At 65.2% G+C, this 11,913-nt stretch carries 11 protein-coding genes and 1 tRNA gene; 5 read left to right on the plus strand and 7 right to left on the minus strand.

Features of this window, described 5'->3' with window-relative positions; genetic code table 11:
* Positions 1-152: 152 nt before the first annotated feature.
* Positions 153-494, plus strand: a complete 342-nt coding sequence (locus tag NGM99_RS02035; protein ID WP_252815429.1) for a hypothetical protein — start codon at positions 153-155, stop codon at positions 492-494.
* Positions 495-682: 188 nt separating this feature from the next.
* Entirely contained in the window at positions 683-871 is a 189-nt protein-coding gene (locus tag NGM99_RS02040) for a DUF2283 domain-containing protein (RefSeq protein ID WP_252815432.1), read from the plus strand.
* Positions 872-1,055: 184 nt separating this feature from the next.
* On the opposite strand, the gene NGM99_RS02045 is transcribed toward NGM99_RS02040, so the two are convergent.
* Together NGM99_RS02045 and NGM99_RS02050 are read right to left on the minus strand one after the other, a co-directional pair.
* A tRNA-Gln gene (locus tag NGM99_RS02045) sits at positions 1,056-1,130 on the minus strand.
* A 216-nt stretch (positions 1,131-1,346) separates the two neighbouring features.
* Complete coding sequence (locus tag NGM99_RS02050; protein ID WP_252815434.1) at positions 1,347-1,694, minus strand: VOC family protein; 348 nt, start codon at positions 1,692-1,694, stop codon at positions 1,347-1,349.
* 171 nt (positions 1,695-1,865) lie between these two features.
* Between NGM99_RS02050 and ppdK the strand changes: the two genes are divergently transcribed.
* Complete coding sequence (gene ppdK / locus NGM99_RS02055) at positions 1,866-4,574, plus strand: pyruvate, phosphate dikinase (protein WP_252815436.1); 2,709 nt, start codon at positions 1,866-1,868, stop codon at positions 4,572-4,574.
* On the opposite strand, the gene NGM99_RS02060 is transcribed toward ppdK, so the two are convergent.
* Both NGM99_RS02060 and NGM99_RS02065 read right to left on the minus strand, forming a co-directional pair.
* Entirely contained in the window at positions 4,571-5,644 is a 1,074-nt protein-coding gene (locus NGM99_RS02060) for a serine hydrolase domain-containing protein (protein WP_252815438.1), read from the minus strand. The two genes, ppdK and NGM99_RS02060, sit on opposite strands and share 4 nt — an antisense overlap.
* Before the next feature lie 70 nt (positions 5,645-5,714).
* Entirely contained in the window at positions 5,715-6,119 is a 405-nt protein-coding gene (locus tag NGM99_RS02065) for a DUF427 domain-containing protein (protein WP_252815441.1), read from the minus strand.
* Between the two features lie 110 nt (positions 6,120-6,229).
* Here NGM99_RS02065 and NGM99_RS02070 point away from each other — a divergent pair, with 110 nt between their 5' ends.
* Positions 6,230-7,858 carry a long-chain-fatty-acid--CoA ligase gene (locus tag NGM99_RS02070; RefSeq protein ID WP_252815443.1) on the plus strand — a complete coding sequence of 543 codons (1,629 nt, stop codon included), beginning with the start codon at positions 6,230-6,232 and terminating at the stop codon, positions 7,856-7,858.
* The gene (locus tag NGM99_RS02075; protein WP_252815445.1) at positions 7,855-8,637 is read left to right on the plus strand and encodes a DUF1499 domain-containing protein; all 783 of its coding nucleotides are present in this window, start codon (positions 7,855-7,857) and stop codon (positions 8,635-8,637) included. The genes NGM99_RS02070 and NGM99_RS02075 overlap by 4 nt, the downstream gene beginning before the upstream one ends.
* On the opposite strand, the gene NGM99_RS02080 is transcribed toward NGM99_RS02075, so the two are convergent.
* From NGM99_RS02080 to NGM99_RS02090, 3 genes are all read right to left on the minus strand, one after another.
* Positions 8,634-9,557: an MBL fold metallo-hydrolase gene (locus tag NGM99_RS02080; RefSeq protein ID WP_252815447.1), complete on the minus strand. Its 924-nt coding sequence runs from the start codon at positions 9,555-9,557 to the stop codon at positions 8,634-8,636. The two genes, NGM99_RS02075 and NGM99_RS02080, sit on opposite strands and share 4 nt — an antisense overlap.
* A gap of 71 nt (positions 9,558-9,628) precedes the next feature.
* Positions 9,629-10,765: a DegT/DnrJ/EryC1/StrS family aminotransferase gene (locus NGM99_RS02085; RefSeq protein WP_252815449.1), complete on the minus strand. Its 1,137-nt coding sequence runs from the start codon at positions 10,763-10,765 to the stop codon at positions 9,629-9,631.
* A gap of 216 nt (positions 10,766-10,981) precedes the next feature.
* Positions 10,982-11,905, minus strand: a complete 924-nt coding sequence (locus tag NGM99_RS02090; RefSeq protein WP_252815451.1) for a carbohydrate kinase family protein — start codon at positions 11,903-11,905, stop codon at positions 10,982-10,984.
* Positions 11,906-11,913: the final 8 nt, after the last annotated feature.

The raw sequence follows: 11,913 nt of genomic DNA on the forward strand, positions 1-11,913 counted from the left end.
TTCCGGCGATGCGCCTTCAGCGCACTGCAACTGTTTCGCGCGCCCGTTTCGCGGCTGGCCATTAACCCATGTTGTTGCCTAACCGCATCATCCTGTTGAGAAATTCGTCGCGGTTCTTCTGACGGTCGTGCCCGCGCGCTATAAGCCTCTCCATGCGTAAGTTCGGAATTGTCGGCGCTGCCTGCCTCCTCGTCCCCCTCATAGGGACGAGCGGCTGTACGCGCACATCCGACGGCTCCATCGTGCCGGCCTACGGCGTCGGCATGGCTCCGAGCCCGATGGGCACCGTCCCCGTCTTCCGCCCCGCCGAGCCCGAACCGGCCACCACTGCTTACAATCGCTTCCCCGTCGCGCCGCCCCCTGCGCCCATGAGCGAGCCCCCCATGCGCCGCACCTATCGCGCTGCACCCCCGCCGCCCCCACGCGCCGAGCCTTATCTCTACACCTGCCACACCGAAAACGCCCAAACCCGCGTCCGCATGGCCTGCCAGTAGCGCTTTCACGCCTCCAGCCTCGGACAAGCCGCCCGCGCTAGTGTCAGGCTCTTCCTGTTGCAGACTCCCAAACTTCGAACCCGCCCGGCAAGCCGAGGCGGGTTTTCTTTGTGAACATGCCTTCGTCCAAAACTGAAAGGTCTGCTAAGCGACAGCGTTTGTGAAGTCTGAGGCGAGGGGTCGGAGTGGTGTTTAAGCTGGAATACGATCCGAACGCTGATGCTGCCTATCTCCGCTTCTCGCGAGAGACGATCATCGACAGTGAAGAGGTTTCGCCTGGCATCGTCCTTGACTTCGACGAAGCTGGCCTTCTGGTCGGCATGGAAGTCTTGGACGCCACGCGCAAGCTGTCCCCCACTGTATTGCAGATCGCTTGAAACAGAGCGTCTAGCGCCCTCGTGGTTCGACAGGCTCACCATGAGGGCTGTTGTTAAGGCTGCGCATAATCACCGAGGTCAACGAGCGCCGGCGCTCCATCAGCCCTCATGGTGAGCCTGTCGAACCACGAGGGCGCCAGGCGCTCGCGCATCGATCAATCCTAAACCGAAGCGGTGAAAAATCTGGCTGGGGCGCCAGGATTCGAACCTGGGAATGTCGGTACCAAAAACCGATGCCTTACCACTTGGCGACGCCCCAACGGCCGCGCTTTCCGCGGCAGAGGTGGGCGCCTTATAGGCAGGGTCGGGGCGGAGTGCAACGGGAATTGGATGCGGCTGAGAGGCTAATCTGCGTAGCATGAATCGGGCTGGTCGCGACCGCGTCGGCCTCGACCCGCAGGCCTGATACGGCCGGATCATAGCCATCGCCAAGACCGCTTCGAAATCGAACACGGCCCGCGCCGAACCGGCCCGATCAGTGCTCGCTCCACACCGCCAGCTCGTTCCCGGCCGGGTCGATGAAGTGGAAACGCCGGCCGCCGGGAAACGAAAAGATCTCGCGTGCGATCGTGCCGCCGGCATCCTGGACCAGACGCAGCGCGCGTTCGAGGTGGACGGCATAGATCACGGGGAGGGGTTTCTGCACCGCGCCGCTCGTGTCGCCGTCGAACCCGCCATCCAGTCCCTCGCTGAAGGCGCTGTAGCTCGGGCCGTAATCGGTGAAGGTCCACGAGAACGCCTCGCTGTAGAACGCCTTCACGCGATCGAATGTGCCGCCTGCGGCCGGCATTTCGAGGTAATCGAGCTTTCCGTTCTGTCGCATCGCGCCCTCCTTGTTCCCTTTATGTTCTGGGGCGAGTCCCGCTTTGCGGCAATGCGGAAAAAATATTGCAGATGCTAATCGATTTTGACTTCGCGCAACGTCCTTCTGGCGGTTGCGCTCGGAATTCGAGCCTGCAACACCATCCTCGAAACGGCAAACGAGGACCGGATCATGGCTGACAAGTGGGTCTACACCTTCGGCGACGGCGCGGCGGAAGGCCGGGCGGGAGACCGCAATCTGCTCGGCGGCAAGGGCGCGAACCTGGCCGAAATGTGCTCGCTCGGCCTGCCCGTACCACCCGGCTTCACGATCACCACCGAAGCCTGCAACCGCTATTATGCCAACGGCAAGAGCTATCCCGAAGGTCTCGAGCGCCAGGTCGACACGGCCCTCGAACACATCGCGAAGCTGACCGGCCGCCGCTTCGGCGACCCCGAAAAGCTGCTGCTCGTCTCCGTGCGTTCGGGTGCCCGCGCCTCCATGCCGGGCATGATGGATACGGTGCTCAATCTCGGCCTCAACGACGAAACCGTTCTCGCGCTTGCGAAGGACGCCGAGGACCCGCGCTTCGCCTGGGACAGCTACCGCCGCTTCATCGGCATGTATGCCAATGTCGTGCTCGATCTCGATCATGAGGAATTCGACGAGATTCTGGGCGACGAGAAAGCGCGCGCCGGCGTCGAGCTCGACACCGAATTGTCGGCGAAGGATCTCGAACGCGTGGCGTCGCTTTACAAGAAGAAGGTCGAGGAGGAGACCGGCGAGCCTTTCCCGCAATCCCCGCGCGACCAGCTCTGGGGTGCCATCGGGGCGGTGTTCTCGTCCTGGATGAACCACCGCGCCATCACCTATCGCCGCCTGCACGACATTCCTGAATCCTGGGGCACGGCGGTGAACGTCCAGGCCATGGTGTTCGGCAATATGGGCGAAACCTCGGCGACCGGCGTGGCCTTCACGCGCAATCCTTCGACCGGCGAAAAGGCGCTCTATGGCGAGTTCCTCGTCAATGCGCAGGGCGAGGACGTGGTGGCCGGCATCCGCACGCCGCAGAACATCACGGAAGTGGCGCGCATCGCGGCGGGGTCCGACAAGCCTTCGCTCGAAAAGCTGATGCCTGAAACCTATCGCTCCTTCATCGACATCGCGAACCGGCTCGAAAAGCATTATCGCGACATGCAGGATCTGGAATTCACGGTCGAGCGCGGCAAGCTCTGGATGCTGCAGACGCGTTCAGGCAAGCGCACCGCTCGCGCCGCCCTGCGTGCCGCCGTCGAAATGGCGGGTGAGGGGCTGATCACAGAGGATGAGGCGGTCGCGCGCATCGATCCAGCCTCGCTCGACCAGTTGTTGCATCCGACCATCGACCCCAAGGCCGAGCGCAACGTCGTCGCCACCGGCCTGCCGGCCTCGCCGGGGGCTGCCACCGGCGAGATCGTGTTTTCGTCCGATGCGGCGGAAGACGCCCGAGCGCAAGGCAAGAAGGTGATCCTCGTGCGCGCCGAAACCAGCCCCGAGGACATTCACGGCATGCATGCCTCGGAAGGCATCCTGACCACGCGCGGCGGCATGACGAGCCATGCGGCGGTGGTCGCGCGCGGCATGGGCAAGCCCTGCGTGTCGGGCGCGGGCGGCTTGCGCGTCGATGCACGCGCCGAGACGCTGACCGCTGCGGGCCAGATATTCCGCAAGGGCGACGTCATCACCATCGACGGCGGTTCGGGTCAGGTTCTGAAAGGTGCGGTCGCCATGGTGCAGCCCGAGCTTTCGGGCGATTTCGCCAAGATCATGGAATGGGCCGACAGCAAGCGCCGCATGAAGGTGCGTTCCAATGCCGAGACCCCGGCGGACGCGCGCGCCGCACGCTCCTTCGGCGCCGAAGGCATCGGGCTTTGCCGCACCGAGCACATGTTCTTCGATGCCACTCGCATCGTGGCCGTGCGCGAGATGATCCTGGCGGACACGGAGGAGGGGCGCCGCACGGCGCTCGCCAAGCTCCTGCCCATGCAGAAGTCCGACTTCGCCGAACTCTTCGAGATCATGGCGGGCCTGCCCGTCACGATCCGCCTGCTCGATCCGCCGCTGCACGAGTTCCTGCCGCATTCGGAAGAGGAAATCGCCGAGGTCGCGGCTGCCATGAACGTCGAGACCGATCGCCTGCGCGAGCGCGCCGATGCGCTGCATGAGTTCAACCCGATGCTCGGCCATCGCGGCTGCCGTCTGGCGGTGTCCTACCCGGAGATCGCCGAGATGCAGGCCCGCGCCATCTTCGAGGCGGCAACCGAAGCGGCACAAGCGAGCGGCAAGCCGATCGTGCCCGAGATCATGGTGCCGCTGGTGGGCCTCAAATCGGAGCTCGATTTCGTCAAGGCGCGCATCGATGCGGTGGCGCGCGAGGTGGCGGCCGAGACCGGCACCAGGCTCGACTATCTCGTCGGCACCATGATCGAACTGCCGCGCGCCGCCCTTCAGGCGGGCTCCATCGCGCATTCGGCCGAGTTCTTCTCCTTCGGCACCAACGACCTGACCCAGACCACCTTCGGTATCAGCCGCGACGACGCTTCGAGCTTCCTCGACGTTTACCGCCGCAAGGGCATCGTCGAGCAGGATCCGTTCGTCTCGCTCGACCAGGAAGGTGTGGGCGAACTCGTGCAGATCGCCGCCGAGCGCGGCCGCAAGACCCGCAAGGCCATCAAGCTCGGCATCTGCGGCGAACATGGCGGCGACCCGGCCTCGATCCACTTCTGCGAGGAGGTCGGCCTCGACTACGTCTCCTGCTCGCCCTTCCGCGTGCCGATCGCGCGGCTGGCGGCAGCGCAAGCCGCGATCAGGGCTGCGGAGCCGAAAAAGACGTCCGCGCCTGTTGTGGCGATGACGGCCTAGATCGGCTGAGGGTTGACGGGCTCGCCCGTCAACCCCGGCAAGATCTTCCGGTCCACCAGCGCGTGCAGCCGCTGCACATAGCCGTTACGCGCGGACGGCCCTGTCGTGTCGGAGGTCATCACGACCGTCACCCCGGCACTCGGGATCACATAGACCATCTGCCCGCCATAGCCCCAGGCATAGTGGACCGGACGCTCCGTGCCGGTGCGGGTGAACCAGCCATAGCCGTAACCCTCGCCGTTCCACGGCGAATATGTGCGAACCTGCCAGGACTGCGCGATCCACTCGGCCGGCACCACCTGCCTGCCTCCGGTCTTGCCGCCGTTGCGATAGAGTTCGCCGAACGCCAAGAGCGCGCGGGGTGAGAGCACCATGTCGTTGCCGCCGAAATAGATACCACGCGGATCGGTCGGCCATGCCGGGATAGAAATCTCGAGCGGCTCGCCCAGCCATTCGCGGGCCAGCGCCAGCGTCGATTTCTGCGACAGCCGTGTGAGTGCGGCCGAAAGCAGATGCGAGTTGCCGGTGGAATAAAGCATCCGCCCGCCCGGCTCGTCCACGAAAGGCTGGCTCAGGGCGAAGCGTACCCAGTCGCGGCTTTCGACCCAGCGGCCGTAATTGGGGCCCGACGTGCGCTCCAGACCCGCCTGCATCGAAAGCAGGTTGCCGACGGTGATGCGCGCCATTCGCGGGTCGGGATTCTCTGGGGTCGCGCGCGGAAAAAGCGGCGCGATGGGCTGGTCGGTGCCGCGCAGGACTTTTCGGTCGATGGCGATGCCGACCAGGGCCGAAAGCACCGACTTCGACGCCGATTTCACGTTCACGCCCCGATCCAGCGAGGGCCCGCGAAACACGTGCTCGATCACGGGCTGGCCGTTGCGCGCGACGATCATCGTGCGCAGCGCTTCGAGCCCTTGCGCCTCGCGAATGATATCGGCCTCGAAGCTGGCCGGGACCGAGGCTTGCGTCGCGCTTTGCGCCCCAACGCCACGCGAAAAGAGGAGCGCGGCCGATCCGGCAACGCTCCCCGCGATGAATTTCCGACGGCTGAGTGCGGTGTGTTCTGTCATGCGTGCAAAGTGAGAGGCTGATCGCCCATCCGCAATGCACGCCTTCTCACAATGTGATCAGCCGCAATGCCTAAACCTCGTCGCTCTTCTGGCTGACGGCTTCGATGCGCACGCGGTCCGGATAGAACGCGCCGTGGTCGCGGATGCTTTCCATCTCGTCGAACGGCGCCTCGTAAGCCCACATCGCATCCTCGCGCGCTTCGCCCACGGCTGTCGCGCGCCAGTAGGTGGCATCGCCTTTATAGGGGCAGTGGGTGCGGCTGTCGGTGCGTTCGAGATGTTCGAAATAGATGTCCTCGAAGGGAATGTAATAGACATCCCCGTAATCGCCTTCCCTCAAGACCAGCGCGCGCTTGGTCGAGGCCAGCATCGCGTCACTGAGGCTCACATTCACGGTGCCCTTGAAGGGCTCGACGGTGATGCGCTTGTTCGGGTTCTGTTTGAAGCCGGGTGACGGGTTGAGGCCAGTCGCCATGGTGTGTCTCCTCTTGAACTCGCGCATTCAACGGCCGGGCCGTTTCACCGTTCCCACTGGACACCGCGCCGACATCGCCCCGATAATTCTCCACGCAACGGGAGGAAACGATGCGCGGACTGATGCAGGAGTGGCCGCTTTTGTGCGGCAAGATTCTCGACCATGCGGCGCGCCAGCACGGCAGCCGCGCCATCGTCGGCCGCTCGGTCGAAGGCCCAATCACGGCAACCACTTACGCGCAGGTCCGGACTCGATCCCTGAAGCTCGCCTCGCGTCTGGCGCAAGACGGCTTCGCGAGCGGCGACCCGATCGCGACGCTTGCCTGGAACACCGCACGCCACCTGGAAGTCTGGTATGGCGCGATGGGCATCGGCGCTCTCTACCACACACTCAACCCGCGCCTGTTCCCGGACCAGCTCGCCTGGATCATGGGCGACGCCGAGGACAAGGCGCTGTTCGTGGACCTGTCCTTCGTCGCGCTCGCCGAAAAGCTCGTGCCGCAGGTGCCGAGCATTCGCCGCGTCGTGATCCTCACCGATCGCGAGCACATGCCCGAAACCACGCTGCCCGCTGCGGTTGCCTACGAGGATTATCTCGCGGAGGGCGAGGACGGTTTCCAGTGGGCCGAGCTCGATGAGAACCACGCCGCTGGCATGTGCTACACCTCTGGCACCACCGGCAATCCGAAGGGCGTGGTCTATTCCCATCGCTCCAACGTGCTGCACGCCATGATCGCCGCGATGCCCGACGCTATGGGCATTTCCTCGCGCGACGTGGTGCTGCCCGTGGTGCCGATGTTTCATGCCAATGCGTGGGGCCTGGCGCAAAGCGCGCCGATGGTCGGCGCCAAGCTCGTGATGCCGGGCGCCAAGCTCGATGGCGGCTCTCTTTACGAGCTGATGGAGCGCGAGCAGGTGACCTTTTCGGCGGCGGTGCCCACCATCTGGCTCATGCTGCTGCACCATCTCGAGGAAACCGGCAGGAAACTGCCGCATCTGCGCAAGGTCGTCATCGGCGGCGCGGCATGCCCGCGTGCGGTCACGGAGAAGTTCGAGAAGACATATGGCGTCGAGGTCATCCACGCCTGGGGCATGACGGAAATGTCGCCGCTCGGCTCGCTCTGCACGATGAAGCCGGAAACCGATGGGCTGGATGACGACGCGCTCTACGCGCTCAAATCCAAGCAGGGCCATGCGCCCTTCGGCGTCGAGATGAAGGTGACCGACGACGACGACCGCGAGCTGCCTTGGGACGGCAAGAGCTTCGGCCGGCTGAAGGTGCGCGGCCCCGCCGTCTCGAGCGCCTATTTCGGTGGTGCGGGCGCCGAGCAGTTCGAGGCGGATGGCTGGTTCGACACGGGCGATGTCGCGCATATCGACCCGCACGGCATCATGCAGATCACCGATCGCGCCAAGGATGTCATCAAATCGGGCGGCGAGTGGATTTCCACGATCGAGCTCGAAAATCTCGCGGTCGGCCACCCGGACGTCGCGGAAGCCGCCGTGATCGGCATCCACCACCCGCACTGGGACGAGCGGCCGCTGCTGATCGTGGTCCCCAAGCCCGGCTGCGCGCCAACCAAGGAGGCTGTGCTGGGCACGCTTGAAAACAAGGTCGCGCGCTGGTGGATGCCCGACGATGTGGTGTTCGTTAAGGAGATACCCCATACGGCTACGGGCAAGATCAGCAAGCGCGCGCTGCGCGAGCAGTTCAGGGACTATACGCTGCCAACCGCATGACCACCCGCTCCGCCATCGCCCGCGACCGTGATCTGCCGCGCCCCGTCAAGCACTCGGTGAGTGCCGGCATCGCGCGCCGCCTGGCCTGGTTCGCGGGCCTCGTCCTCGTCGTCTCGGGCGCACTGCATCGCTTCGGCTTTCTCCTCACCGAAGCCTTCGCCAATGTGCTGGCCGTGGTCGCCGGCATGGCCATCGCGGCCCTGCTGCTCGCGCTCTTCGCGTGGCGCCGGGTCTGGGTGAAGGGCGTTCGCGGGGCGGGCGATGTGGCACATGCGGTGATCGTCAGCCTTCTCGTGCTCCTGCCCTTCGGCTGGGCGGCAGCCGAAGCCATGACGCATCCGATGCTGAGCGACATCACCACCGACCTGGATGACCCGCCCGCCCTTGCGTCCCGCGCGGCTCTGCCCGAAGCCGTCAAGAGCGAGCAGCCGGAGGCCTATCCGGAAGTCGTCGGCCACCGCTACCCGCTGCCTGTCGAGCGCCTGTCCGAACTCGTGCGCACCATGATGGAAGAGCGCGGCTGGGTGCCGATCGAGCAGATCGACGCCACGGACGGCATCACGATGCGCGGGCTCGCGCATACGCTGGTGCTGGGCTTCCCGAGCGATGTGGTGATCCGCATCACCGACGAGGGCGAGACGAGCTATGTGGACATGCGCTCGCGTTCGCGTTTCGGCCGCGCCGATCTCGGCGACAACGCCGCGCGGATCGCGGAATTTCTTGCCGATCTCGACACCCGTGCGGCGTCGGTCACTGCCGTCCCGACGGTCGAGGACTAGGCGGCGCGAAGCACCGAACTGATGGTGAGAGGGCCATCGGACGAGATCAGTCCGCGCCCGGCCAGATCCTCGATATGCGCGAAAACGGAAAGCCCCGCCGCGCCATGGAGGCGCGGGTCGGTGCTGGCATAGATCGCCGAAACGATCTCGGGGATCGTCCGGTCTCCCTTCTGGACCCGCGCGAGGATCGCGCGTTCGCGCATCTTGCGGTGCGAGCGGATGCCGCGCACGAATTTCTGCGGGCTCCGCACCGGACCGCCATGGCCGGGAAGGTAGACATGGTCGTCGCGTGCCAGCAGCTTGTCGAGTGACGCCATGAACGGCGCCATCGCGCCATCCGGCGGGGCGACGATGGTCGTGGCCCAGGCCATCACATGGTCGGCCGAAAACAGAATGCCGGTGCCTTCCAGCGCGAAGCAGGCGTGGTTGGCGCAGTGACCGGGCGTGAGCACCGCGCGCAGAGCCCATCCATCGCCTTCGACCACTTCGCCGTCGCCTAGCGCGTGATCCGGCTGGAACTCGTTGTCCGCACTCGCATCGAGCGCGTTGGTTTCGTTCAGCGCGAGCGGGCGAAAGGCGCGATGCGGCCCCTCGGCGACGAGCAGCGCGCCGGTCTCGTCCTTCAGCCGGCGAGCAAGCGGCGAGTGGTCGCGATGGGTATGCGACACGAAGATGTGGCTGACGGGCCGCCCGGCAATCGCGCGAAGCAAGGCTTCGTAATGCCGCTCGTCGCCCTCCGGGCCGGGATCGATCACGGCGAGCGTGTCGGTGCCGATGAGGTAGCTGTTGGTGCCCGTGAAGGTGAACGGACTCTCATTGTTGGCAGTGAGCCGCAGCACGTTCCCGGCCACCGGAATGGCCGTGCCATGGGCCGGTTCGAAGTCGCGGTCGAAACTGAGCGATTCGGGTTTCTGAGACATGCGTCGAGCACTCGCGCAGCGGACGTCTCCGGGCAAGCCCAACAAAAAGGGGCCGCGAGGCCCCTCGATCGTCACGCGGCCTTCGCGGCGTCCGACTCGGCGAACTTACGGATCGCCTCGATGATCCGGTCCTGATCGGCATCGCTCAGGTAAGGATGCATCGGCAGGCAAAGAATGCGCTCCGGCAAGCCTTCCGACACCGGCAGCCCGCCGGGCGCGACGGGGAAGCGGCTATAGGCATCCTGATGGTGCAGCGGCTTCGGATAATAGATCACCGAAGGAATGCCCTGTTCGCCGAGCGAGATTTTCAGTGCGTCGCGGCCCGGCGTCTCGATGGCGAACTGCGCCCAGGCCGAACGGTGGTCGGCAGGCACCATCGGCACTTTCACCGCGCCCTTGAGCCCTTCGATATAGCGCTTGGCTATGCGGTCGCGCGCTTCCATCTCGTCTTCGAGGATCGAGAGCTTTTCGAGAAGGATCGCGGCCTGGATCGTGTCGAGGCGCGAGTTCAGGCCGACATGGACGTTGTCGTACTGCGTCTTGCCTTTGCCGTGGAAGGCGAACGAACGCAGGCGCTCCGCGAGCTCCGCATCGTTGGTGAACATCGCGCCGCCATCGCCGTAACAGCCGAGCGGCTTGGCGGGGTAGAAGCTGGTTGCGCCGACATTCCCGAACGCGCCGCACATGCGGTTGCCTGCCCGGCCGCCGATGCTCTGCGCGGCGTCTTCGATGATGAAGAGGTTTTCGCGCGCCGCGATCTTGGCAATCGCCGTGTAATCGGCGGCGAGCCCGAAGAGATCGACGGGAATGATGGCCTTGGGGGTCAGGCGTCCTTCGCTCTTCACCATCGCAATAGCGCGTTCGAGGCTTGCGACATCCATGTTGTAGCTGTCGGCATCGACATCGACGAAGACCGGCTCGGCATGCGCCAGTGCCACCACTTCCGCGGTTGCCGCGAAGGTGAAGGCCGCCACGAACACCGCGTCGCCGGGGCCGATGCCCGATGCCATCAAAGGCAGGAGAAGGGCGTCGGTGCCGTTGGCGCACGCAACCACGTGCTCGACTTCGACATACTCGCCGAGCTTCTTCTCGAACTCGCCGACCTGTGGGCCAAGAATGTATTTGCCGTCGGCCACGACCTGCGCCACGACCTGATTGAGCCTGTCGCCAAGCCGCTCGCGTTGCGCGCCGAGATCGATGAACTGCATGGGTCGAACCTGATGGAAACGTCTCTGTCGGCCTGAGCGCTTAACAGGAACGCCTATCCGGCAAAAGATGCGAGGCGCGATGGCATGGGCTGGCACCGTGATCGTGTCTCTCGTCGCCAACAAAGCGAAACCCGCGCCTTCGAGCGGGTTTGCGAGCGCCCGGCAGCAAAAGCGTTGCTGCCGGGAAACACAAAGTGATTGCTGAAAACGGGTCGCTCAGCTCAGTTCGCGCCGCCATGGCGGGTTGGCACCAGCGCGTGAAACGGTGACGGCGGCGGTCTTCACGCCAAGCGTCAGCGCGTCGCGCACCTGTTCCTCCGTCAGCGAGCGGATTGCCTCCTTGGACAAAAGGCCCGCGTCGTGTAGCGAGGCGAGCACGCCGGCATTGAACGTGTCGCCGGCGCCCACGGTATCCACGACCGTGACCGAAGGCGGTGTCACTGTGGTCGTGAAGTTCTTGGTGTAGGCCGTGGCGCCTTTCGCACCGCCGGTGACGATCACGAGGCTCGGGCCGCTTTCGAGCCAGCGCTTGGCGACCTCTTCCGCTTCGCCCGCCTCGCCGAACCAGAGCAGATCCTCGTCGGACAGTTTCACGATATCGGCCAGCGCCATCATGCGGCGCATCCGGTCGAGGTGCTTGGGCTTGTCGGGAATGAAGTTGGGGCGGATGTTGGGGTCGAACATCATCACGCGGCTCTGCGCCTCACGCGTCATCAGCGCCTCGAACGCGCCGCCGGACGGCTCGGGGATCAGGCTGATGGCACCAAACAGCATCGCCTGCGCCTCAGCGGGCAAGGCAGGCAGGTCGTCTTCCGAAAGCATGCGGCCGGCAGTGTTCTCGTCATAGAAGAGATAGGTCGCGTGGCCGCCGACGAGGCGCACGAAAGCGAGCGTGGTCGGGCGATCCGACAGCGGCGCGAACGTCGATTTCACCTGCGAGGCGGCGAGCGTCGCGCGCAGCATGTCGCCGAAGAAGTCCGTCGAAAGCCCGCACAGGAACTCGGTCGGCACGCCCAGGCGCCCGAGCGCGATGGCCGAGTTGAACACGGCGCCGCCCGCATAAGGCGCGAAGGCGGGCTCGCCGCCGGTGCTTTCGCGGGGCAGCATGTCGATCAGGGCTTCGCCGCAGCAGATGATCATCGAACAGG

The organism is Mesorhizobium liriopis, assembly GCF_024053505.1.
GTDB classification, from domain to species: Bacteria; Pseudomonadota; Alphaproteobacteria; order Rhizobiales; family Rhizobiaceae; genus Mesorhizobium_B; species Mesorhizobium_B liriopis.

Coding starts and splice junctions, on each gene's coding strand:
- NGM99_RS02035 (WP_252815429.1), top strand. CDS start 153: ATGCGTAAGTTCGGAATTGTCGGCGCTGCCTGCCTCCTCGTCCCCCTC.
- NGM99_RS02050 (WP_252815434.1), bottom strand. CDS start 1,694: ATGCGACAGAACGGAAAGCTCGATTACCTCGAAATGCCGGCCGCAGGC.
- ppdK (WP_252815436.1), top strand. CDS start 1,866: ATGGCTGACAAGTGGGTCTACACCTTCGGCGACGGCGCGGCGGAAGGC.
- NGM99_RS02060 (WP_252815438.1), bottom strand. CDS start 5,644: ATGACAGAACACACCGCACTCAGCCGTCGGAAATTCATCGCGGGGAGC.
- NGM99_RS02065 (WP_252815441.1), bottom strand. CDS start 6,119: ATGGCGACTGGCCTCAACCCGTCACCCGGCTTCAAACAGAACCCGAAC.
- NGM99_RS02070 (WP_252815443.1), top strand. CDS start 6,230: ATGCGCGGACTGATGCAGGAGTGGCCGCTTTTGTGCGGCAAGATTCTC.
- NGM99_RS02075 (WP_252815445.1), top strand. CDS start 7,855: ATGACCACCCGCTCCGCCATCGCCCGCGACCGTGATCTGCCGCGCCCC.
- NGM99_RS02080 (WP_252815447.1), bottom strand. CDS start 9,557: ATGTCTCAGAAACCCGAATCGCTCAGTTTCGACCGCGACTTCGAACCG.
- NGM99_RS02085 (WP_252815449.1), bottom strand. CDS start 10,765: ATGCAGTTCATCGATCTCGGCGCGCAACGCGAGCGGCTTGGCGACAGG.
- NGM99_RS02090 (WP_252815451.1), bottom strand. CDS start 11,905: ATGATCATCTGCTGCGGCGAAGCCCTGATCGACATGCTGCCCCGCGAA.